Below are 24,311 nucleotides of genomic sequence, written 5' to 3' on the forward strand. Positions count from 1 at the left end.
GATACCGGGCAGAAACCGCAATCAGGCTTCGCGTAAACGCCTGGCAAACAAGGGTTCGTTGATATCGACGGCCGGTTGATAGCTGACGCTGAAGGCCCCGAGCGCACGTAGGGCATCGTCCAGGTGCTGATCCTCCCGAAGTGCCAACGCATCGAATCCACAACGGCTCATATAGAAGAGTTGATCGACGAGCACGTCTCCGATCGCCCGGATTTCCCCCCGGTACTGATAGCGTTCCCGAAGCAAGCGCGCCAACGTATAGCCTCGGCCATCGGTAAAGGCAGGGAAGTCGATGGCGACCAACGGGGCTGTGGCCAACTGTTCCGCCAGCTCGGATGTCAGTTCGGTGTTACTGGGCAACCAGGGCGCGACATCCGCTTCGCTAGCGTGATCAAACCACAGTTTTAAAGGTACGATGACCGGCCTGGATGTAGGCATGCCATCTTCAACCCTTGATAACGACCATGTGTCCTGTTCCGGTTGTCCCAGCTTGATCAAGGATCGGGCTTTGGTCAGTTGGCTGTCAGGCATAGACCCGCTCCTTGAATGGCTTGATACCGATACGGCGGTAGGTATCCAGGAAGATTTCTTCATCCTGGCGCTGTTCGACATAGACCTGAAGGACTTTATCGATCACTTCAGGTACATCCTCTCGGTAGAACGAGGGGCCCAGAATCTTGCCGAGAGAAGCGTCATCGGTGGCGTTTCCCCCTAACGAGACCTGATAATATTCCTCGCCTTTCTTGTCGACGCCGAGAATCCCGATGTGGCCGACATGGTGATGGCCACAGGCATTCATGCACCCGGAGATGTTGAGATCCAGGGGGCCGAGGTCGTATAGGAAATCCAGGTCCTCGAAACGCTCCTGAATGGCCTGGGCAACAGGAATCGCCACTGCATTGGCCAGGCTGCAATAATCACCGCCGGGACAACAGATGATGTCGTTGAGTGTGCCGACCGTGGGATTCGCCATGCCGAGCGTTTCGAGTTCCTGCCAAAGGGCCTCGAGTTGATCGACAGGGACATCCGACAACACCACGTTCTGTTCGTGGGTCACCCTGACTTCCCCAAAACTGTAGGTGTCGGCCAGGTCGGCGATGGCATCCATCTGATCCGCCGTCACATTACCCGGTGCATGTTCACGGCGTTTCAGGGATAACGTGACCGCCTTGTAGCCTGGCACTCTATGATCCGTGACATTGTTGGTAACGAAACGAGCGAAGTTGCGGTTCTCCTGACGCAGGCGCTCATGCTCAATAATGGCTTGCTCGTCGACCGGGCGCCGGTCTGGTTCGGGAAAGTGAGAGCGAGCGGCTTCAACGGCCTCTTCTGTCAGTGTTTGCGGACCGTCCTTGAGGTGGGCCCACTCTTCTTCGACACGACGGCGATACTCTTCGATGCCGAGAGCTTTGACCAGAATCTTGATGCGCGCCTTGAACTTGTTGTCACGGCGACCGAACTGGTTGTAAACGCGGACACACGCTTCCAGGTAGGTCAACAAATGCTGCCAGGGGAGGTCTTCACGCACGACATCGCCAATCATGGGCGTACGGCCCATACCGCCACCTGCCAGGACTTTGACGCGCAGTTCGTTCCGCTCGTTGCGCCATAGCCGCAGCCCGATGTCGTGTACTTGGATCGCCGCCCTGTCAGCATCTGCGCCTGTCACGGCGATCTTGAATTTACGGGGCAGATAAGCGAATTCCGGATGCAGCGTTGACCATTGACGAATCAACTCGCACCAAGGGCGCGGATCTTCGATCTCGTCACTGGCAATACCGGCAAACTGATCGCTGGTCGTATTGCGAATGCAGTTGCCGCTGGTCTGGATCGCATGCATCTGAACCTGTGCCAGCTCGGCCAGAATATCGGGGACATCTTCCAGTTTCGGCCAGTTCAGCTGTAGATTCTGCCGTGTGGAGAAATGCCCGTAACCACGGTCATAACGGCGTGTTATGGCTCCGAGCGCACGTAGCTGACGGCTTGACAACATTCCGTAAGGAATGGCGATACGCAGCATGGGCGCATGCTTCTGGATATACAGACCATTTTGCAGGCGCAATGGGCGGAATTCATCTTCCCCCAGGCGTCCCGCCAGGTAACGTTCCATTTGGTCACGGAACTGGGTAACACGCTCGTCGACGAGCGTCTGATCGTAGGTGTCGTACCGATACATTCAGACTGTCCTGCTAGTCAGGGCGAATGAAGGAATATGCCGTACGTTCGTACCATACTCCTCTCTGTTTATTCTATGAAAGAATAAATGGTCATAGAATTTTATTGAAGCATTATAAGGGGTCGTCCTATTTTCTGATGGTAGCATGGAAATCACAAGATGAGTTCCTGCCAGCGGCGGCGCTGCCATATCAGCGCAAACCATAGCGAATTCAGGCATCGGTAAGCCAGTTGAATCCACCAGATACCGAGAAGTCCGTATCCGAGGGTAACACCCACCCACCAGGCCAATGGGAGAAAGAGAAGCCACTGGGTCGCCAGAGTCGTTGTCATGACGGTTCGATTGGCACCTGCTCCGAGCAAGGCTTGGCCCAGAACCAGCGCAGCGGCATCCAGTACGATCATCAGCGCCGTCAACTGAAGGGGGAGGCGTCCCATCGCGATCAGTTCCTCTTCTGCCAGGAACAGGCTCAAGACCTGATCAGGAAAGATGAGCATCGGCAAGGCCAGTAATGCCAGGCTGACCCAAGCGATTCGTACGACATCCCATCCCCAGCGATGCGCATCCACCTGTTCGTCACGCCCCATGGCCTGTCCTACCAGACTCATCGCGGCCAGTCCCAGGCCAACGCCGGGCAGAATCAGGAACAGCGACAGGTTGACCAGCACATGTCCGACAGCGACGCTCGACGTGCTGAGGTGTCCAAGGATCCAGAAGAGAACCGCATACCCTCCTGCGAACCACAGTTGCTGAAAGGAGTGGGGAGCGGCAAGCCGTATGGTGGTGGTGAACACCCGAAGAGTAGGGCGGTGCGCCAGGAAACCACTGGGTATGGCAAAACGCAGGCTATATCCGAACCATAGGCACAGGCCGATGACGATGGAGATCGTCGTTCCGGCACCGGCACCGGCCGCCCCCATTGTGGGCAACCCCATATGACCGAAAATCAGTCCGACACTGGCCAGGACATTGACCAGGTGTGTCACCATGATGATGCCGAGATATAGCCCCGTGCGCTGGATGCCATTCCAGAAGCCCCGGAAGCAGAAGATCATGGCTATCGCGACCAAACCGAGAACACGCCATCGAAAGTAGTCGATGGCGATGTCATTGACCTCGGCGTCCTGGCCGATGAGCGATAACAGCCAGGGGGCCTGCCAGAGACAGAACAACGTCAATGGCAACGCCACGAGAAAGGCGATGATCAGACCTGCGTTGAGGGCGCCCGCTCGGTGACTCCATGCCTGTTCACCGTGCCGTCGGGCGGTTTGTGCCTGCACCCCCGACGACAGGCCGAACATGATGGCCGTGACCATGAACATGGCATAGCCGCCGATACCGACTCCCGCCAGTGCTGTTTCGCCGAGCTTGCCAACCAATGCGGCATCGATCAGGTTGAGCAGGCTTTGAGACAGCATCCCGCCGATGATCGGCAGTGCCAGTTTTAAAATGACATGGCGGCGAGATCGTTCCGGCAGCATCGACTCACGTCACGAGGGATCATACGACAGCACTGGGGAAAGCCAGCGTTCGAGTTCGGAAAGCGACATCTGTTTTCGCTCCGCCAGGACTTCGACCTGATCGCGACTGATCTTGCCGGTGGAGAAATACTTCGATTCCGGATGGGCGAAGTACCAACCCGATACGGCGGCGGCAGGCCACATGGCATAGCTTTCCGTCAGCGACAAACCAGTGTGTTTCTCGGCATCGAGCAACTCGAACAGCTTGGTTTTCTCCGTATGATCCGGGCAGGCCGGATAACCGGGTGCCGGGCGGATGCCTTGATATTTTTCGGCGATCAACGCCTCGTTGGGGAGCTCTTCATCGGGTACATAGCCCCAGAATTCCTTACGCACGCGTTCATGCATGTGTTCGGCAAAGGCCTCCGCGAGGCGGTCGGTCAACGCCTGGACCATGATGGCATTGTAATCATCACCATCGGCTTCGTAGCGTTTAGCCAATTCATGAACACCGTGTCCAGTCGTGACGGCGAACCCACCGATCCAATCGGGCTTGCCGGTTTCCTTGGGCGCTATGAAGTCGGCAAGGCTATAACAGATGCCATCGCGGTTCTTGGAGGTCTGCTGGCGAATATGACACAACCGTTCGATCACATCGGAGCGAGAATCGTCCGCATAGACCTCGATGACGTCGTCATCCACGCTGTTCGCCGGCCAGAAACCAATGACACCTCGTGCTTCGACCAGTTTTTCATCGATCAGCTTGCGCAACATGGTCTGGGCATCGTCGAAGAGACTGCGGGCCGCTTCACCAACTTTCTCGTCATCGAGAATCTTTGGATATTTGCCGGCCAGTTGCCAACTCATGAAGAACGGTGTCCAGTCGATTCGCTCGATCAGTGTCGAGAGGTCATAGTCATCAAAGCTTTTAACGCCAATGAATCCCGGCTCAGTGGGGGTGAAATCATCCCAGTCGGGCTGGAACTTGTTCTTGCGAGCATCTTCATAGCTGACGTCAGCCGCTTTCGGGCGACGCTTCGCATTGCGTTCACGCACCTTCTCGTATTCGTCACGAATCTCGGAGACGTAAGTGTCCTTGAGCTCGTCAGACAGCAGCCGTCCCGCCACACCGACAGCTCGGGATGCGTCAGTGACATAGATGACGGGATGATCGTATTGCGGCTCGATCTTGACGGCGGTGTGAGCTTTCGATGTTGTCGCACCACCGATCAACAAGGGCAACTCGAAGTCCTGACGCTTCATCTCCTTGGCGACATGCACCATTTCGTCGAGCGAGGGAGTGATCAGGCCTGACAGACCGATAATGTCCGCCTTTTCTTCCTTGGCTGTCTGCAGGATCTTTTCACAGGGCACCATGACACCCAGGTCGACGACATCGTAATTGTTACACTGAAGTACGACGCCGACGATATTCTTGCCGATGTCATGGACGTCGCCCTTGACGGTCGCCATGACGATCTTGCCCTTGGGCTTGGTATCGGCTGTCTTCTCGGCTTCGATATACGGGATCAAGAGGGCAACGGCCTGCTTCATGACGCGGGCGGATTTCACGACCTGCGGCAGAAACATCTTGCCTTCACCGAATAGATCGCCGACCACGTTCATGCCGTCCATCAAGGGCCCCTCGATGACTTCGATAGGGCGCTCGGCACGCTGTCTGGCCTCCTCGGTGTCATCCTCGATGTAGGCAGTAATGCCTTTGACCAGCGCATGTTCAATGCGCTTTTCCACTTCCCAACTGCGCCATTCGAGGTCTTCCTGCTTGTTGGCACTGCTGCCATCGCCTTTGTAGTTATCCGCAATCTCCAACAACCGTTCCGTCGAATCGTCGCGGCGATTGAGTACGACATCCTCGACAGCCTCGCGCAGTTCGTCAGGGAGGTCATCGTAGACGGCCAGCTGCCCCGCATTGACGATCCCCATGGTCATGCCGGCATGGACAGCATGATAGAGAAAGACGGAGTGAATGGCTTCGCGCACCGGGTTGTTGCCCCGGAACGAAAAGGAGACGTTGGATACGCCACCGGACACCATGGCATGGGGAAGGTTGTCGCGAATCCACCGGGTTGCCTGGATGAAGTCCACAGCGTAGTTATTGTGCTCTTCGATCCCGGTCGCAATGGCGAAGATATTGGGATCGAAGATGATATCCTCGGCAGGATAGTCGAGTTCATCGACGAGGATCCGGTAGGCGCGTTCACTGATTTCGGTCTTGCGTTCGAAGGTATCGGCCTGACCTTCCTCGTCGAAGGCCATGACGACGATAGCGGCACCGAAACGTCGACAAGCCGTTGCCTGCTCACGAAAGGCGTCTTCGCCTTCCTTGAGCGAGATGGAGTTGACCACGGCCTTGCCCTGAACACATTTGAGGCCTGCCTGAACGATCTCCCACTTGGAAGAGTCGACCATGATCGGCACCCGCGAAATGTCAGGTTCACCGGCGATCAGCTTGAGAAAGCGCTCCATGGCTTCCTGGGACTCTAGCATCCCCTCGTCCATGTTGATGTCGATGATCTGGGCGCCGTTCTCGACCTGTTCCAGGGCCACCTCGAGTGCCGTGGTGTAGTCTTCTTCCTGGATCAGGCGCTTGAAGCGTGCCGAACCTGTCACATTGGTCCGTTCCCCGACGTTGACGAATAACGAGTCCCTGTCGATATTGAACGGCTCCAGGCCCGATAGGCGACAGGCCTTGGGACGTTCGGGAACCTTGCGTGGCTCCATGTCACGGATGGATTCGGCAACCGCCCGGATGTGTTCCGGGGTACTGCCGCAACATCCACCCATGATGTTGACGAGCCCACTGGCGGCGAACTCGGACACGATACCCGCCATTTCATCAGGTGTCTGGTCGTATTCACCGAACTCGTTGGGTAGACCAGCGTTGGGATGGGCAGAGACATGCGTGTCGGCCTTGTTCGAGAGCTCCTCGATATAGGGGCGCAATTCTTCAGCGCCCAGCGCGCAGTTCAAGCCGATAGAGAAGGGTTGAGCGTGACGTACGGAATTCCAGAAGGCTTCCGTGGTTTGTCCCGACAGTGTCCGGCCCGAGGCATCGGTGATGGTACCCGAAATCATCACAGGCACGCGTTGACCGTGCGCTTCGAACATTTCCTCGAGAGCGTAGATTGCCGCTTTGGCATTGAGGGTATCGAAGATGGTCTCTATCAGGAATAGATCGGTCCCGCCCTCGACGAGTGCTTCGGCGGCTTCACGGTAATTGTCACGTAGCTCGTCGAACGTGACGTTGCGCTTCGATGGATCGTTCACATCCGGGGAAATCGACGCCGTGCGACTGGTGGGACCGAGGACCCCGGTCACGTAACGGGGAATGCCGGTTTCTGCGGCTACTTCATCACACACTTCTCGGGCCAGACGAGCTGCTTCGCGATTGAGCTCGGGAACCAAAGACTCCATTTCATAGTCGGATTGGGACAAGCGGGTGCTGTTGAACGTGTTGCTTTCGATGATATCAGCGCCTGCTTCGAGATAATCCCGATGAATGCGCTTGACCAGATCCGGCTGTGTCAGTGAGAGGAGGTCGTTATTGCCCTTGAGCTGTCCAGGCCAGTCCTTGAAGCGCTCACCTCGAAATTCGTCTTCACTGAGGTCGGCGTTCTGGAGCATGGTGCCCATGCCGCCATCCAGAATCAGAATGCGCTCCGCCAGGCTTGCGTTCAGTTGGTCAGTTACAGGGGTAAAGGCAATAGCCATATATAATGAATCTCCCGCATCCAAGTGCGTTTTCGTTGTGGTGTCGAAAATGAGATAGCCAGGCCACTATATCAGAAACCACCAAGCCTATTCACATTCGCCATGCCTGAGTATTTCACTCGGGATTGTGTCAAGTTCGAATTTTCCTTACCATTAAAGGCAAATTCGTTCTCAGCATTCAGGACCGTGTCATCATGAGCGAGAGCATCCAGATTACCGATAGTGCCCAGGATTACCTGGCCGAACTGCTCGAGAAGCAGAATGTTGAGGGTATTGCGGTGCGTATCTTCATCACGCAGCCGGGAACTCCCTATGCCGAGACCTGTCTGGCCTATTGCCGACCGGGCGAGGAAGAGCCGACTGACGAAAAACTCGAGCTAGAGAAGATCAACGTCTTTATCGATCAGCACAGCATCCCGTTTCTGGAAGAAGCGGTGGTCGATTTCAACGCCGATCGCATGGGTGGCCAACTGACGATCAAGGCACCGAATGCCAAGATGCCCAAGGTCAACGCCGATAGTCCCATGGAAGATCGCGTCAACTACGTCCTGTTCAGCGAGATCAACCCGGGGCTGGCTTCCCACGGTGGGGAAGTGCGCCTGGTGCAGCTCACAGAGGATAACCTGGCCGTACTGCAATTCGGTGGCGGATGCCAGGGCTGCGCCGCCGTCGATCTGACGCTCAAGGATGGGGTGGAGCGTACCTTGCTGGAGCGTATTCCCGAACTGGCTGGTATTCGTGATGTGACCGATCATACCGATACCAGTCAAGCTTACTACCGTTAAAGCACGTTATATCGATTGCTTATGACATCGAGCCCGAGCCCGCAGGCAGCCCAGGAAGAGTTGGCGGATGAATTCGCCATGTTCGATAACTGGATGGATCGCTACCAGTACATCATCGATATGGGGCGGCAGCTACCGGAGTTCCCCGAAGAGTGGAAAGTCGATGAGTTGAAGATCAAGGGATGCCAATCCAATGTCTGGATGCATCATCACTTCGATGGGGAACGCTTGCATTTCAGTGCGATTTCGGATGCCGCCATCGTATCCGGCTTGATCGCGGTATTGATGCGTATCTATGACGGCCGCCAACCCACGGAAATCACAGCAACCGCTCCCCGCTTTCTCGAGGACCTAGGGCTCGATAAGCATCTCTCGCCAACACGCAGCAACGGCCTTCATGCCATGCTCGGCCGAATCTACGATATTGCCGAAGAAGAAGCGGCAGCTTAAGAGGGTGGGATAACACACGAATTCCGTGCCACCTATCTCGATTCTCGATGCTGTGTTCCCGATCGGTCTGTCGACGATGCATGGTGATGTTCGGGGACGGGATCAATACCCCCAGGATGCCAGGGATGGCATTTCCCGACGCGCTTCAGAGCCAACCAGCCTCCTTTGACAGGCCCGAACGACTGTATTGCTTCGACGGCATATTGAGAACAGCTTGGCCAGAAGCGACAACGTGGGCCGAGAAGGGGGCTGATCAGATATTGGTATCCTCTGATCAATGCGATCAACGGCCAGGCAAGCAGTTTTTTTGGCCAATGGCATGTCATGGCTTGTTCGTGTATAGCGTCTTGGGATCAATAAGCGGTGCCTGATCCACCCAGGCTTTGTTCTGTTCCAGTCGCACATAGAAACAACTTCGCCTCCCCGTGTGGCAAGCCGGTCCTTCCTGGTCGACCTGGAGCAGCAGGGTGTCACCATCACAATCGAGGTTCATGGCCTTGAGTTTCTGAACCTGTCCGGAAGACTCTCCCTTGCGCCAGAGCGTTGATCGCGAACGGGACCAGTAGCAAACCCGATGGCTTTGCAATGTTTTTTCCAGGGCCTCGCGGTTCATCCAGGCCATCATCAGGACTTCACCACTGTCGTACTGTTGCGCGATGGCCGGAATCAGACCATCGGCATTCCAGCGAATGGCATTCAGAACCTCGTCCTTGTCAGGCTCGAAGTGACTGTCCGACGGCTCGAGATGTTGGAATAGCTGACTCATGGGCACACCCTATGGGTTCGGAAAAGACATCAAGAAGCGCAGCAATGGCCACAAAGCCCTAAAAGTTCGATGGTCTGGCGTTCGATGGCAAATCCAAGCGTACGTGCTCGTTCTCCAAGTAAGGTATTGACGTCATCAAGATGCAACTCCTCGACACGACCGCACGAACGGCAAATCAACAATTGAAAGCCATGCACATGTTCCGGGCAAGGGCAGGCAACATAGGCATTCAGGGACTCGATGCGGTGTACGAGCCCCTGTTCGATCAGGAAGTCCAGTGCACGGTAAACGGTAGGCGGTCTCGCCGCTTCATGCTCGGTGGCTAGCTTGTCCAGCAACTCATATGCCTTGAGCCCACCACTCGCCGTTGCAATCATTTCCAGCACCCGTCGCCGTATCGGTGTGAAACGGACGCCTCGATTATGGCATTGGCGTTCAGCTTGCTGTATTAAAAGGGTCGTATCGGCCATGGAGTGCCTGGATTCATCGAATGTACCGGCCCTATTCTACGTGGCCAACACGTTATCAGCCAGCCGATACCGATGCCTGATGAGAGATATCGCTCTGGACCGGGGGGAGTTCTCCCTGGCGTGCAAAGTGATGTTGAGAAAAGGCGACACGCGTTTCGACATCCGCCCCTGCAGACTGTTGTTCGATTAAATCGAGGCGAGGGCGCAGTCCTTCACCATTGGCCATTTGAATGGCCAGACCTGGGCGGGCATTGAGCTCAAGCAGCATGGGGCCATGGTGGCGATCCAGCACCATATCTGTCCCCAGATAACCAAGGCCGGTCATTTCATAGCAGCGAGCGGCGAGACGAAGCAATGTGTCCCAGCCAGGAATTCTTAGGCTGGCAAGTTCATGGCCGGTGTCGGGGTGATCGTTTCGTGTACGATCGAACTGTACTCCGCGAAGCGCCGTGCCGGTTGCAATATCCAAACCGACGCCGACAGCTCCCTGATGAAGGTTGGCCTTGCCATCCGAGGCAGCGGTCGAGAGGCGCATCATCGCCATGACCGGGTACCCCTGGAAGATAATGACACGGATATCGGGGACACCTTCGTATGTGTATTCCGATAAGGATTCGTCGAAATTTATCAAGGCTTCGACGACAGCGACATCCGGGGACCCACCCAATGAATAAAGCCCGGACAGGATATTGGAGACATGCCTTTCCAGCGCCTCTCGACCGAGACGTGTACCACTGGGCTTGATGTAAGCCTCGTTGTTGACGTGCTCGATGACCAGAATGCCTTTGCCACCACTTCCTTTGGCCGGTTTGATGGCAAAACCGGCATGTCCTTGAACGATACGACTGATGTGCTTGACGTCAAACTGCGTTTCGATGGTGCCGATCAACGCTGGTGTCGTGATCCCATGTTCGCGGGCCAGTAGCTTGGTCTTGAGTTTATCGTCGACCAAAGGGTACAGACGGCGGTTATTGTAGCGGCCGATATAACGGATATTCCGCCGGTTCATACCGATGATGCCTTTTCCTGACAGCTTCCCGGGTGTGGTCCAGTTGACCATGCCGTCAGTCCTCCGTTACCGGCTTGAAACGACGCAATTCCAGCAATCGATAGCCTGTGTAGTTGCCCAGCAGCAAGATCAATGCCATCAGTATCAGTTGCACACCGAGGAAGTTGAAGGTGATGTGACGCACCCAGGGATTGTTCATCGCCAGATAGGCGAGAATTGCGGTCACAAGACTGCCTCCCCCTTGAATGAGCACCTCTTTGGGGCCTTCTTCTTCCCACAGGATCGACATTCTTTCGATGGTCCAGGCCAGAATGATCATTGGGAAGAAAGTGATGGTGAGCCCCGCATTGAGCCCGAATCGGTATGAGAGTACCGAAAACACTGAAATGATGGCGATGACGGTGATGATAACGGCGGAGACGCGCGCCACGAGTAACAGGTTGAGGTAGGACAGATAGTTGCGAATGACCAGGCCTACTGCAACCACCAGCAGAAAACCGATGAGCCCCGTCAACAACGACGTCTGTATGAAGGCGAGGGCGATAAGCACTGGCATGAAGGTGCCCGATGTCTTGATGCCGACGAGAACGCGCAAGAAGACGACGACCAATGCGCCGATAGGGATCAGGAGTATTGTCTGGAAAAGCGCCTGTTCTTCCAGTGGCAAGCTATGAATGGAGAAATTGAGCAGCGTATCGGTAGACAGCTGATTACGGACAGCCGCTGCAGCCGGCTGATTTTGCCGGATCATCGAGAAGTTGATATCGGAGTTGGTTCCACCTTCAACCTCGAGAACGGCTTCTCCGCTGGTCTCCCACAAGAGCAGATTTTTCGGCCAGCCCTGTTCTCCGGTTCTAGGATTGAATAGGGCCCATTGGTCATCATCGAAGACCTGAAGCCAGGTGGTCAACTTCTGCCGCCGTCGGCCATCCTCGAGCAGTAGACCGCTGACTGTTCGTGCATGGACACCTGCCTCGTTCAAGAGACGCACCAGTAGCGGACCACGATCGAATTCATTCAAGAGCAGGCGCGCGTTTTCACCCTGTCGGTCACCGGTAAACTCACGTATCAACTCCCGGGTGAATGTGTAGGGATCGGCGGATCGCTGGTATGCGCGATCGATGATCTCCTCGGCAGCCGTATCGAAAGGGCGCTCCCAGACGATATTCTCGGGCAGCTCGGGCGCTGTAGCCTCGGAAGACCGAGAGTCGGGTGCCTCCAGCAACTGTACGGAGTAATATAGCCGCTGGGTATCGCTGGCTTCCCGAACCGACCATTCGGCTCGCCTGCCGTTGTTCTCTTCAAGGAACGAGAGACCATAGCCTGACGATGCCGTGTTCTCCGTCAAGACACGATAGCCTTGCTGATTGGAAGGTAACGCCATATTAACAACTGCGGGGCCATCGTCGGCATCGAAACTCACCTGGGCTTCGACCTCCCAGACCTGTCGCGTTTCGTCAGGTGTCCAGGGAACATCGAATTGCACATGCCGATGGATGGTCATGGCAATGCCCGCAACCAGAAGGATCCCGATAAGAAAATAGAAGGGCAGACGTGACATGGAGGATCCTTGTCGTTAATCCGGTTGGTTATTCGTTTTCTGCGACATCGTCATCTCGAGCCTCATCCTCTTCCGCTTGGTCAGCGGATTCCCCACCGGGAAACTCGGGACGTTCATAACGATACTTCTCGGCTACATCGACAATTGCGATATCCATCAGGAAGCGCCTTCCCAACAGGACCGGGAAACTCATGTCCTCACGGTCGCTCAGAGAGAATTCGACATGTTCGCGAATAGGCCCCAGTGTCATCAAGAGGCTGATAACCGGCCGGGTTTCTGTTCCTGACGCCTGCAATATACGGACTTGTCTCTCCACCGGGGCCTCGATCCATTCATCGCGAACGCTTTCGACGACAGCGGCATCATCATCAAGAGCCAGCTTGAAACGCACCCAATCTTCACCGTCGCGCTCAAAGGAAGTGATATCCCGAGCGGAAAGCGAGGCCGTATCGGCGCCGGAATCGACTCTTGCCTTGAGATAAGTGCCGACATCGGGGAAACCGACCCATTCGCTGCGTCCCAGAACCTGTTTGTTGCGATAGCTATCACTGTCATCGTCGATATCACAAAGCGAGGGAGGCACTTCGGGATTACCGCCGAGAAAATTGATATCGCTCCGGAGACGACGTAGCAGACTGCCGATTTCACGAACATCCGAGGTGAGTGTCAGGGTGTCGTTACGTAAGGCTTCGCTGGCATCACGGCTGACTTCACATTGGCTGGACATGGTTTGTTCCAGTTCCGCCATGCGTGAGTCGAACATTTCAGGCGTCACTGTCGGTTCAGGCTCTTCCTGATCCCATGGCAGGGTCGTACATCCCGTCAATAGCGCTGCCGGTATGATCCAGAGGAGAAGACATGCCGGTAATCGAAATGTTGCACGAGGGGAAGTCCGTTGCATGAGGGCGGAGGTCCTTTGCGGAAACGCGAACAGGAAAATGATTGAAGGTTAAGGAATCATAAAGACTTGAAAGCTAGACTTCCAATTTTCCAGGTTTAATTTAACATAATATACATTATGCGAAATATTGGCCATGAATCATATCTTGCCACTGCAATCCGTGCTGTGTTCATCGTCTAAGGATTATCTCTCTGTGACATATGACGCCCCTGGCGGCATTGATCTCGGGGCGTCATGGGTTCGGTGTCAGCGTCAGAGCGGCTGATTGTCACCGGCTTCGCCGGATGGCGCATATGACCCGTCTTCTCGGTGTACCTCGTTGCCAGTCAGTCCTGGCGTGAAGACGCAGGCCAGATGCATGGTCTTCTGGGCACGAAGCAGATGCTCGTCATGCTGGTCGAGAATATAGATATCGCCCGGCTTGATCGGCCAGATTTTTCCGTCAGCCAGGGTTTCTACCTCGCCTTCACCTTCAATGCAGTAGACCGCCTCGAAATGATGCTTGTAGTGGATATGAGTCTCGGTGCCTGCATAGATCCGTGTGATGTGAAAGGAGCAGTTACCTCCGTCATCGGCGAGACTCAGGCGTGTGCTATCCCAGTTGCCATTCTCGGCCTTGACCAGGCGATCGGTTTGACGGGCTTCTTCGAGATTACGAACGATCATCGTGCATTTCCTCCAGGTAGATACACGGACGACGGCCCGTCGCAACGGGCCGTCGTTGTTATTGAGTCTAGTGCGCCGGCAAGATCAGGAAAAGGCCGCCTTGGTGCTGGCATCCAGAATGTCCAGGCCTTCCAGCAGATCTTCATCACTGATGGTCAACGGGCACAAGCACTTGACGACATGACCATCGTGTCCACTGGTTTCGATGATCAGGCCGCGCTTGAACGCCTCTTCACTAATCTTGTCGGCGTTGTCACCGGTTCCGACATCGAGTCCGCGCATCAGGCCACGGCCACGTTCAGAGCTTTCGATCCCCTGGTCGGTTAACCACGCGGCCAGTTGCTGGAAGCGATCGGCAACGACTCTGCCCTTGCGTTGTACATCGCGCTCGAGCGTATCGTCGCTCCAGAAGCGTTTGAGTGCCGCCGCGCCCGTCACCATCGCCATCCCAAAGCCGCGGAACGTGCCGTTATACTGGCCTGGCTTCCACTTGTCGAGTTCTGGGCGCATCAATACATGGGCAAATGGCAACCCGAAACCGGACAATGATTTGGAATTGGTCACGATATCCGGGGTGATGTCAGCATGCTCGAAGCTGAAGAACTTGCCGGTTCGGCCGCAGCCGGCCTGAATATCATCGATGATGAGCAGAATATCGTGACGACGGCAGATCGTTTCGAGGCGCTTGAGCCAGTCAAGGCCGGCAGGATTGATACCGCCCTCACCTTGCACCGTTTCAATGATCACGGCAGCGGGCAGATCAAGGCCGCTTGAATTGTCGCCGAGCAGCTTCTCGAAATAGGCCAGTGTATCGATGCCATCGCCCATGTAACCGTCAAACGGCATGAATGCCCCACCTTGGGTGGGAATGCCGCCCGTGGCTTCACGAAACTTGCGATTTCCGGTGGTTGCCAATGCGCCCATGGTGACCCCATGGAAACCGTTGGTGAATGACACGATATTGTGACGTCCGGTGGCCACTCGTGCCAGACGGATGGCCGCTTCGACAGCATTGGTGCCTGTGGGCCCCGGCAGGTGTACCTTGTAGTTCAGGCCACGCGGCTTGAAGATCACTTCTTCGAGCGTCTCGAGATAGTCGCGCTTGGCATCTGTCCACATATCCAGCCCGTGGACGACCCCATCATCCATCAGGTAGTCGACCAGCGCCTGTTTCAGGTCCGGATGATTGTGACCGTAATTGAGGGTGCCTGCACCGGCCAGAAAATCGATGTATTCACGACCGTCTTCGGCGGTCAAGCGTGCCCCTTTCGCTTTCGTGAAAACGACGGGAAATGAGCGTGAGTACGTCCGAACGTCGGACTCCATGCGTTCGAGAATCTCGGTCTGCATCGTGATCTCCTGTGTGGTATAGGAAAAATGGAATGTGCCTGAGGTGGCACTTACGTGCCCTGCTCCGACAGGCAATGAACGGGGAGTACAGCGGCCTGGAGTTCACCAGCAAGCCGCTGTAGTACTGGGATTCGGGAAAGCATCAGATACGCTCGGGTTGAAAGGGTCCGATACGTACCAGATTTTCGGGGTCGTGCTCACCACCGAGCTGATCGGTGGAAAAATATTCACGACTGTTAAGAGGCGCTTGCCAACGATCGGCAAGACGGGTGAACAACCCCCAGGACGCTTCGTTGTCCGGAGTGATCGTCGTTTCCAGATGACGCACTTCAGCCAGTTCCGGACGTCTCATCACGGCCTCGACCAAACGGCGTGCCAGTCCTGTACCACGCGCCTTTTCACCGACAGCGACTTGCCACAGGAAATAGGTATCCGGCGCATTGCTCTTCACGTAACCAGAAACGAAGCCGACGATTTCCCCCTCTTCATTGGTGGCAACCGCGCAGCTATCGCGGAACTGGGTGGCCAGAAGCAAATAGGCGTAGGCGGAATTGACATCAAGGGGGGGGCACGATTTGACCAGCTCGTAGATACCCCAGCCATCGTCGGGATTGGGCTTGCGTATGAAAAGCGGCGTGTTCTCATTGCCGACCACTGCATCTGCCACACTCGGGCGTGCCAGGTCGGCAGATGGCGTGAAAGGCTGTGTCGATACGTTCATGTTTCCATTTCGCTGTTGCGAATTCACCGCTAATTATAAACAGTCCTTTTGAGGAGATCAAAAAGGCTCTTATCTCACAGCGCAAAATCGATAAATCGAGGTTATGGTGAGGGTGGCCGGAATGAGCAGCCCCGATCAGGAGCTGACCATTCCGCTACAACCGGTCATCGGCGTTACTTGCTCGTCTCAACGGCGAGTGACAGTTCGCATTGTCACGAATTCCTCGGCTCCTGTCGGATGGATGCCAACCGTGGCATCGAAATCATCCTTGGTAAGACCGGAACGCACGGCGATCGCGATGCCCTGGATGACCTCCCCCGCCTCTTCGCCGACCATATGGGCGCCGACGACGCGGTCGGATGCATCATCGACGATGAGCTTCATCAGACAACGCTCATCACTTCCCGACAGTGTGTGTTTCATGGGCCTGAAATCGGCGCTGTAGACACGAATATCACCACAGGTGGAACGGGCCTCCTCTTCTGAGAGACCGACGGTGCCGATATTCGGATGACAGAACACGGCTGTCGCGATGTTTTTATAGTCCAGCGGTCGGGGCGGTGCGTCAGTAAAGTGATGCTGAACCATATGCATCGCTTCTTCCAACGCCACGGGAGTCAGCTCGGGGCCTCCGGTCACATCGCCCAGGGCCAGAATCGACGGTACCGAGGTCTCGTACCGCTCGTTGACCTTGAGAGTACCATCATCGTTGAGTTCCACATCGAGCTTGTCCAGGCCGAGACTCTGCAGGTGCGGTTTACGCCCTGTCGCTGCCAGCACGGCATCGACTTCCATCACGTCGCCGCTGGTCAGCGTGACATGCAAACCACCTTCGATGCGGTCTATACGCTCGATATTGGTCCCGAAATGAAGGTTGACGCCCTTTTTGGTCATCTCGTCTCGCGTGAACTCCCGCACTTCTCGATCGAATCCCCGAAGGAATAGCTCGCCGCGATATACCAAATGCGTGTCACTTCCCAATCCATTGAATATGCTTGCAAATTCGATGGCAATATAGCCGCCGCCCAATACCAGGAAGCGCTTGGGGAAAGTATCGAGATCAAAGACCTGGTTGGAGTTGACAACGTGTTCGTTACCCGGGAAGTCCGGAACCCAAGGCCAGCCGCCAGTGGCCACGAGGATCTTGTCGGAGCTGATCGTCTCCCCCGCCACTTCGACATGGTGGGCATCGACGACGCGAGCGCGTCCATTGATCAGGCGGACATCGGCACCGTCGAGCAAGCGTCCGTAGATACCATTGAGACGCTTGATTTCCGCGATCTTGTTATCCCGTAGCGTGGGCCAGTCAAAACGCGGCGCTTCAGGCAATGTCCAGCCGAAACCGGCACTGTCCTTGAACGATTCATGGAAATGCGCGGCATACGAATAGAGTTTCTTGGGAACGCAACCGACATTGACGCAGGTGCCTCCCAGATAGCGGTCTTCCGCGACAGCCACCCGGGCGCCGGTAGCTGCTGCCGTACGAGCCGCACGGACGCCACCGGAACCCGCACCGATGACAAAGAGATCATAATCAAACTCGGACACTTAATTTTCTCCTGCATGCAAAGTGGTGAAGCATCGCCAACGATGATACCAGCCGATAGAGGTTTGCGGCAGAGAGATTGCATTGACCTGACTGATGCCACGAGGTAAAAACCGAGCAAAGTTGACCACCAAGTTCTGAAAAGGGGATAAATCAATGAAAGAAGAGATGCGACGCCTGCTCGAACGCAACCAGCAGTGGGCGGAAACCGTCAGTAAGCAGGATCCCGACTTCTTCCCCCGTCTGGCACAACAACAGAATCCGGAGTATCTCTGGATCGGTTGTTCCGATAGCCGGGTCCCCGCCAATCAAATCATCGATCTTCCCCCCGGCGAAGTCTTCGTCCATCGTAATGTCGCCAACCTGCTGCACCATAACGACATGAATGCCCTGTCAGTGGTTCAGTTCGCGGTGGATGTGCTGAAGGTCAAGCACATCATGATCGTAGGGCACTACGGCTGTGGCGGAGTACGTTCCGTCGTGACCGGAGGGGAATGCGGCATCGTCGATTATTGGTTGCATTCGGTACGGGATCTTTACAGTCGCCATCGCGAGGCCCTGGCATCGCTGACAGAGGATGAGCAGGTCGATCGTCTATGCGAACTCAATGTCCAGGCACAGGTCGATAATCTCTGCCGTACCAAGATCATCCAGCGAGCCTGGCAGCGTGGTCAGCATCTGGCGGTACATGGCTGGGTGTACGGCCTGTCGGATGGACGCGTCCAGGACCTCGATTGCAGCGTAACGGGGCTCGATCAGGTTCCCCAGCTGTATCGTGTCGATCGTCAGGGATCGGCCGAGGGGGCGGCGGACGACTGACTCCCCGCGCGATATTCAGTCAGTGAATGGGGTTTGTCATAATTTCGATTGTCTCCGGATCAAACGTCTGTCTACGCTTTAAGCCGTCTTTGGCGACCGTTGGCGCAAGCTCGATGCCGCCTGACAACAATCAACAATAGACAGCCATTTGAATCTGGGGACCCTGAAATGTTCAACAAAACCCTGATGGCCGCCACTATCGGCGCGCTCATGGCAGGTACCGCTGCGCTGCCTGCCGCTGCCCAGGACGACGATATCAATACCCTGCGAATGGCCTATGATGCCGATCCGGTGTCATTGGATATTCACGAACAGTTATCCGGGGGGATACTGCAGCTCTCCCATATGACTTTCGATCCTCTGGTTCGCTGGACTCAGGATCTGGAGTTCGAGCCACGTCTGGCCAGCGATTGGGAACAGGTCGATGATACGACGCTTCGCATGACGCTCCGTGAGGGAGTGAGCTTCCATAGCGGCAATACACTGACGGCAGAAGATGTCGTCTGGACTGTCGATCGCCTCAAACGCAGTTCGGATTTCAAGGCAATCTTCGAGCCGATCGACAAAGTGACAGCCGTCGACGAACAGACCGTCGAATTCCAGACCGAAAAACCCTATCCGTTGTTGCTGAATCTCGCCACCTACATTTTCCCGATGGATAGTGAATTCTATACCGGTACCGACGACGACGGTGACCCGAAGGATGAGATCGTCAAGAACGGCAACTCCTATGCCTCGAAACACCTTTCCGGAACCGGCCCGTTCACGGTGACTGAACACCAGCCGGGCAATCGTATGGAATTCGAACGGAATCCCAATTATTGGGACGACGACTCCCCCGGCAATGTCGATCGTATCGTGCTCACCCCCATCAGCGAGAATGCAACCCGTGTCGCTGCTCTGCTTTCAGGAGATGTCGATTTCATCGCGCCGGTACCGCCCAATGACCTTGAGCGTGTACGCGAGGATGAAGACGCCAATCTCGTAACGATGTCGGGTACACGGATCATCCTCTTTCACATGAACCAGGAGCGCGTCGAGGCATTCCAGGATCCGAAAGTGCGCAAGGCATTCACCTACGCCATCAATCAGGAAGGTATTGCCGACCGGCTGATGAAAGGGTTTGCCACACCGGCCGCCCAGTTCTCGCCGGAGGGCTATGCAGGTCACGTACCGGATCTGGAGATCCGACATGACATGGAAAAAGCCCAGGAGCTCATGGCGGAAGCCGGTTATGAAGATGGCTTCGAAATCACCATGATGGCTCCCAACAACCGCTACGTGAACGATGCCAAGATAGCTCAGGCCGTTTCGGCAATGCTGGCTCGTATCAATGTCGATGTCGATCTCAAGACCCTTCCCAAAGCGCAATATTGGGGAGAGTACGATGATCGTGCTGCTGACATGATGATGATCGGCTGGCACTCCGATACCGAGGACTCGGCCAACTTCCATCAGTATCTGACTGAATGCCCGGATACCGAGACTGGTGGCGGGCAGTACAACGCCGGCAATTATTGCAATCCCGAACTCGATGAGCTGGTCAGAGAGGCCAATCTCGAAATCGATCAGGAGAAGCGCGCCGAGATGCTCCAGGAGGTCGAGCAGACACTCTACGACGAAGCCGCTTTCGTTCCTCTGCATTGGCAAGACCTGGCCTGGGCATCGGCATCGCATATCGAGATCGAGCCCATACTCAACGTGATGAACTTCCCCTATCTGGGGGACCTGGTCATCAACGACGAGTAATCATTGATGACGCGCTCCGGTGGGGCGCGTCCCTTTCCAGTACGGGACGTCTTTCATGATCGCCTTTCTGATCAAGCGCCTTTTCCATGCGCTGTTGGTGATGTTCGTCATCAGCGTGATCGCGTTTGCCATCCAGGACAACCTGGGGGATCCGATCCAGCAGATGGTGGGACAATCGGTTCCTGAGAGTGAACGTGCCCAGTTACGAGAGGAACTGGGATTGAACGACCCTTTCCTGGTCCAGTATCTGCGCTTTGCCATCAATGCGGCACAACTGGATTTCGGTTATTCCTATATCTTCAATCAGCCGACGACTGAGGTCATTGCGCGTCATCTCCCTGCCACTCTAGAACTCGTCGCTTCAGCAACATTTCTGATCATCCTGCTGTCGGTGCCGATTGGCGTTTATAGTGCGATCAAGCCTCGTGCCTGGTTGTCTCGGTTTTTCATGGGGGTATCGATTGTCGGCATCTCGATCCCTGTATTTCTGACGGCCATCGTGTTGATTCAAATCTTTGCTATCGGTGTCAGCTGGACCCCCTTCCCCGCCGATACCGCCTGGGGGGCATGGCTCAATGATCTGGTAACCACCGAGGGGGGGATGCCTGCATACGGTCGTGGCGATCCTGTGCATGTCATTGGCACCTGGTATACCAACTTTGCGTCACCCCGGGGGTTGCTGTATCTCGTGTTGCCGGCGATCTCGCTAGCCTCGATCATGTTGCCGCTTTTCATCCGCTTGATTCGTGCCGAAATGCTCGAGGTATTGCAATCCGACTACATCAAGTTCGCTCGAGCCAAGGGGCTGCCCCTCTCCCGTATCTACTTTCTTCATGCGCTGAAGAACACCATGTTACCGGTCATCACTGTCGGTGGGGTGCAGATCGGTACCCTTGTCGCTTATACCATTCTGACGGAAACGGTATTCCAATGGCCGGGTATGGGTCTGATGTTTCTGGATGCCATTGAACGTTCGGATATTCCGTTGATCGTGACCTATCTCATGATCGTGGGCTTGATTTTCGTTATTACCAATACCGTGGTCGACCTTATCTACGGACTGGTCAATCCCACCGTCAAACTGACAGGAAAACCCGCATGAACCCGACATCTGCTCCAGCGGGTCGCTGGACACGGTTCCGCGACTCCTATCTGCTTTACAGTTTCAAGCGTGATGTCATCGCGCAATTGAGTCTTGTGGCATTCATTCTGCTGCTCGGCGTGGCGGTGCTGGCGCCGTGGTTGTCGCCCACTGATCCATACGACCTGACCACGATCGATATCATGGCCTCGGAGTTGCCACCATTCTGGATCGCCGGGAGTGACGAAGCCTATGTGCTGGGCACGGATGCCCAGGGACGTGACCTGCTGTCGACGATACTCTACGGAGCCCGTGTCTCGTTGATCATCGGCTTTGGTGCCGTCGCGCTACAGGCAACACTGGGAGTCTGCTTCGGACTCCTGGCCGGCTATCTGGGAGGTCGCGTTGATGCGTTCCTGATGCGCCTGGCCGATATTCAGCTCTCTTTTTCCACCCTCATGGTGGCCATCGTGGTCGGAGCACTGGTCAAGGCGATTTTCGGTGGTGATACCTTTGGCGCTTATGCCGTTCCCTTGCTGGTCGTCATCATCGGCCTGGCGGAATGGCCTCAATATGCACGAACGGTAAGGGCATCGGTATTGGCTGAAAAAGCCAAGGAGTACGTCGACGCCGCACGTGTCATGGGGCTGTCCAGCCGACGCATCATGTTCCGCCATATCTTGCCGAACACACTATCGCCGATTTTCGTCATCTCCACGGTGCAGGTGGCGAATGCGATCATTTCGGAAGCGGCGCTTTCCTTCCTGGGGTTGGGAATGCCGGAGACTCAGCCATCCCTGGGGTCATTGATCAAGTCCGGTTTCGATTATCTCCAGTCGGGTTCCTGGTGGATCACGCTGATTCCCGGGGCCGTGCTGGTGATGTTGGTACTGGTGATCAACCTGCTTGGTGACTGGCTTCGCGATGTGCTCAATCCACGCCTCTACAAGGGCTGACCACGTTTCAGGAGATATCATGTCCCTTCTCGACGTAAATCATCTCGACGTGCGTTTTGCCCTGCGCAATGGCGATATCCAGGCACTACGTGACGTCAGCTTCAGCCTCGATCGAGGTGAGCGACTGGGCATCGTCGGTGAGTCAGGTGCCGGCAAGTCGGTAGCCGCTTTCTCCTTGTTGAATCTGATCTCTAAACCCGGCTATATCGCCGGGGGCAGTATCCGCTTCGACGGACAGGAACTCATTGGTCAGAGCGAGCGGGCGCTACGCCATATTCGTGGCCATCGCATTTCGATGATCTTTCAAGACCCCATGATGACGCTCAATCCGGTCTTGAGCATCGGTGACCAAATGGTTGAATGTCTCAAGGCGCATCGTCGCATATCGACGCATGAAGCCCGCGGGATTGCTTTGCACAAGCTGGTTCAGGTGCAGATACCCTCTCCGGAGGCTCGTCTTGACCAGTATCCGCATGAACTGTCCGGTGGCATGCGACAACGTGTCATTATCGCCATCGCTTTGCTGCTCGACCCCGATATCATCATCGCCGATGAACCGACAACGGCTCTTGATGTCACCATCCAGGCCGAAATCATGGCATTGCTGCTTTCCTTGTGTGAAAAACACAATGTCGGCCTGATCCTGATCACCCACGACCTGGGGGTCGTCAGTCAGGTGACACAACGCATGCTCGTCATGTATGCCGGTCGTGTGATTGAAGAGGGTCCCACCCGAGAGATCATCAACGACCCGCAGCACCCCTATACCCAGGGGCTGATGAATGCCCTGCCACAGATGGCGACGCCCGGCAGTCGACTCAATCAGATACCCGGTAGCATGCCGTCTCTGGATAATCTGCCCGACGGGTGTGCTTTCCATCCGCGTTGTCATTTCGCCATGCGTTCCGATGGTCAGCGTCGGCAGGCCTGTTACGAACACGTGCCCGGTTTTGTCACGTCCGGCAATTGTCGGGTGGCCTGTCACATGGTGTCCGAGATGCTTGGATATGAGCGCATACCGGCCGAGGAGACGACCTCATGAATGCCACTGAATCTCTTCGTCATTCGGATGCTCACTCACCATTGCTGGAAGTCCGTGGGCTGGAGAAACATTTTTCGCTATCCGGTGACTTTCTGGAACAGCTACGGTTCGACAAAGGACGGCTGGTGCGTCGACAGGAGTACGTTCATGCCATCAATGGCGTCGATTTGACTATTCAGCGTGGCGAAGCTCTATGTGTCGTGGGTGAGTCCGGATGCGGAAAGTCCACTGTTGCCCGCACCGTCATGGGTCTGCTGAAACCCTCGGCCGGGGAGGTTCGTTATGATGGAGAGCGTATCGATGACCTCTCCACCCGATCTCTGCTTCCTTATCGACGCCGCATGCAGATGATATTCCAGAACCCTTATGCGTCGTTGAATCCCCGCATGACGATTCAGGAAACGCTGGAAGAACCGATCCGTCTGCACCATCCCCAGTGGTCCCGGCAAGCGATCAGGGACAAAGTCCATGAAGTGATGATATCCGTCGGAGTGGCACCGGATTGGGGTAATCGCTATGGCCATGAATTTTCCGGCGGGCAACGTCAGCGAATCGCCATTGCCCGGGCGCTGGCAGTCGATCCGGAGTTCATCGTCGCTGATGAGCCGATATCGGCACTGGATGTCTCGATTCAGGCTCAGGTTCTGAACCTGCTGATGGAAGCGCGTCAGGAGCGCCACCTGACCTATCTGTTCATCACGCACGATCTGGCCGTGGTCGAGCACTTCGGTACCCGGGTGGCTGTCATGTACCTGGGACGTGTTTGCGAAATTGCCGATACGGCAACCCTCTTCGCCCATCCCAGGCATCCGTATACCAAGGCATTGATGTCGGCCATTCCCCGTCTCGAAGACGATCGACCGCAACATATCCGCCTCGAAGGCGAAGTTCCCACACCGGTTCACCTGCCTTCCGGTTGTGTCTTTCATGGGCGGTGCCCGCATGCCAACGAGCGTTGCCGTCGAGAAATCCCATCCCTGATAACGACCGACAATGGTGCCCAGGTGGCATGCCATGCGATCGAGGAAGACAGGATCAGCTAGGCGGGAGTCAATGACGGGATGAGATGTC

At 55.8% G+C, this 24,311-nt stretch carries 22 protein-coding genes; 8 read left to right on the plus strand and 14 right to left on the minus strand.

Annotated features, from left to right (window positions below):
- Positions 1-21: 21 nt before the first annotated feature.
- The 4 genes from BLW01_RS11310 to metH all read right to left on the minus strand — a co-directional run bounded on the left by BLW01_RS11310 (position 22) and on the right by metH (position 7,368).
- Positions 22-531, minus strand: a complete 510-nt coding sequence (locus BLW01_RS11310) for a DUF934 domain-containing protein (protein WP_092569734.1) — start codon at positions 529-531, stop codon at positions 22-24.
- Positions 524-2,176 (minus strand): nitrite/sulfite reductase, encoded by a 1,653-nt coding sequence (locus BLW01_RS11315; RefSeq protein WP_092569736.1) that lies wholly within the window; start codon positions 2,174-2,176, stop codon positions 524-526. Before BLW01_RS11315 ends, BLW01_RS11310 begins: the two co-directional genes overlap by 8 nt.
- A gap of 152 nt (positions 2,177-2,328) precedes the next feature.
- A complete protein-coding gene (locus tag BLW01_RS11320; RefSeq protein WP_092569738.1) occupies positions 2,329-3,657 on the minus strand; it encodes an MATE family efflux transporter in 1,329 nt (442 codons plus the stop codon).
- 9 nt (positions 3,658-3,666) lie between these two features.
- Positions 3,667-7,368, minus strand: a complete 3,702-nt coding sequence (gene metH / locus BLW01_RS11325) for a methionine synthase (RefSeq protein WP_092569740.1) — start codon at positions 7,366-7,368, stop codon at positions 3,667-3,669.
- 194 nt (positions 7,369-7,562) lie between these two features.
- On the opposite strand from metH, the gene nfuA reads away from it, so the two are divergent.
- Positions 7,563-8,153, plus strand: a complete 591-nt coding sequence (nfuA, locus tag BLW01_RS11330; protein ID WP_092569742.1) for a Fe-S biogenesis protein NfuA — start codon at positions 7,563-7,565, stop codon at positions 8,151-8,153.
- Positions 8,154-8,174: 21 nt separating this feature from the next.
- Complete coding sequence (locus tag BLW01_RS11335; protein WP_092569744.1) at positions 8,175-8,603, plus strand: SufE family protein; 429 nt, start codon at positions 8,175-8,177, stop codon at positions 8,601-8,603.
- A gap of 32 nt (positions 8,604-8,635) precedes the next feature.
- Here BLW01_RS11335 and yidD read toward each other — a convergent pair whose 3' ends face one another.
- From yidD to gorA, 10 genes are all read right to left on the minus strand, one after another.
- Positions 8,636-8,929 carry a membrane protein insertion efficiency factor YidD gene (yidD, locus tag BLW01_RS11340; protein WP_092569746.1) on the minus strand — a complete coding sequence of 98 codons (294 nt, stop codon included), beginning with the start codon at positions 8,927-8,929 and terminating at the stop codon, positions 8,636-8,638.
- Entirely contained in the window at positions 8,926-9,369 is a 444-nt protein-coding gene (gene hisI, locus BLW01_RS11345; RefSeq protein WP_092569748.1) for a phosphoribosyl-AMP cyclohydrolase, read from the minus strand. Before hisI ends, yidD begins: the two co-directional genes overlap by 4 nt.
- A gap of 29 nt (positions 9,370-9,398) precedes the next feature.
- Positions 9,399-9,839: a transcriptional repressor gene (locus BLW01_RS11350; RefSeq protein WP_092569750.1), complete on the minus strand. Its 441-nt coding sequence runs from the start codon at positions 9,837-9,839 to the stop codon at positions 9,399-9,401.
- 55 nt (positions 9,840-9,894) lie between these two features.
- Entirely contained in the window at positions 9,895-10,899 is a 1,005-nt protein-coding gene (locus BLW01_RS11355) for an alpha-L-glutamate ligase-like protein (protein ID WP_092569752.1), read from the minus strand.
- A gap of 4 nt (positions 10,900-10,903) precedes the next feature.
- Positions 10,904-12,409, minus strand: a complete 1,506-nt coding sequence (locus BLW01_RS11360; protein WP_092569754.1) for a UUP1 family membrane protein — start codon at positions 12,407-12,409, stop codon at positions 10,904-10,906.
- Between the two features lie 28 nt (positions 12,410-12,437).
- Positions 12,438-13,310 (minus strand): ATP-dependent zinc protease family protein, encoded by an 873-nt coding sequence (locus tag BLW01_RS11365; RefSeq protein ID WP_092569756.1) that lies wholly within the window; start codon positions 13,308-13,310, stop codon positions 12,438-12,440.
- Between the two features lie 252 nt (positions 13,311-13,562).
- Positions 13,563-13,976 (minus strand): ectoine synthase, encoded by a 414-nt coding sequence (locus BLW01_RS11370; protein WP_092569758.1) that lies wholly within the window; start codon positions 13,974-13,976, stop codon positions 13,563-13,565.
- An 84-nt stretch (positions 13,977-14,060) separates the two neighbouring features.
- Entirely contained in the window at positions 14,061-15,326 is a 1,266-nt protein-coding gene (gene ectB, locus BLW01_RS11375; RefSeq protein WP_092569760.1) for a diaminobutyrate--2-oxoglutarate transaminase, read from the minus strand.
- A 142-nt stretch (positions 15,327-15,468) separates the two neighbouring features.
- A complete protein-coding gene (gene ectA / locus BLW01_RS11380; RefSeq protein ID WP_092569762.1) occupies positions 15,469-16,047 on the minus strand; it encodes a diaminobutyrate acetyltransferase in 579 nt (192 codons plus the stop codon).
- A gap of 186 nt (positions 16,048-16,233) precedes the next feature.
- The gene (gorA, locus tag BLW01_RS11385) at positions 16,234-17,595 is read right to left on the minus strand and encodes a glutathione-disulfide reductase (protein ID WP_092569763.1); all 1,362 of its coding nucleotides are present in this window, start codon (positions 17,593-17,595) and stop codon (positions 16,234-16,236) included.
- 154 nt (positions 17,596-17,749) lie between these two features.
- Here gorA and can point away from each other — a divergent pair, with 154 nt between their 5' ends.
- The 6 genes from can (at position 17,750) to BLW01_RS11415 (ending at position 24,283) form a co-directional block, all read left to right on the plus strand.
- A complete protein-coding gene (gene can / locus BLW01_RS11390) occupies positions 17,750-18,412 on the plus strand; it encodes a carbonate dehydratase (protein ID WP_092569765.1) in 663 nt (220 codons plus the stop codon).
- Positions 18,413-18,580: 168 nt separating this feature from the next.
- Positions 18,581-20,161, plus strand: coding sequence for an ABC transporter substrate-binding protein (locus tag BLW01_RS11395; protein ID WP_092569767.1), 1,581 nt, complete (start codon positions 18,581-18,583; stop codon positions 20,159-20,161).
- Positions 20,162-20,216: 55 nt separating this feature from the next.
- A complete protein-coding gene (locus BLW01_RS11400; RefSeq protein WP_092569769.1) occupies positions 20,217-21,263 on the plus strand; it encodes an ABC transporter permease in 1,047 nt (348 codons plus the stop codon).
- Positions 21,260-22,198, plus strand: coding sequence for an ABC transporter permease (locus tag BLW01_RS11405; RefSeq protein WP_092569771.1), 939 nt, complete (start codon positions 21,260-21,262; stop codon positions 22,196-22,198). Before BLW01_RS11400 ends, BLW01_RS11405 begins: the two co-directional genes overlap by 4 nt.
- A 19-nt stretch (positions 22,199-22,217) precedes the next feature.
- Positions 22,218-23,240 carry an ABC transporter ATP-binding protein gene (locus BLW01_RS11410; protein WP_092569773.1) on the plus strand — a complete coding sequence of 341 codons (1,023 nt, stop codon included), beginning with the start codon at positions 22,218-22,220 and terminating at the stop codon, positions 23,238-23,240.
- A complete protein-coding gene (locus tag BLW01_RS11415; RefSeq protein ID WP_092569775.1) occupies positions 23,237-24,283 on the plus strand; it encodes an ABC transporter ATP-binding protein in 1,047 nt (348 codons plus the stop codon). Before BLW01_RS11410 ends, BLW01_RS11415 begins: the two co-directional genes overlap by 4 nt.
- Positions 24,284-24,311: the final 28 nt, after the last annotated feature.

This window comes from Aidingimonas halophila (assembly GCF_900106955.1).
Classification (GTDB): Bacteria; Pseudomonadota; Gammaproteobacteria; order Pseudomonadales; family Halomonadaceae; genus Aidingimonas; species Aidingimonas halophila.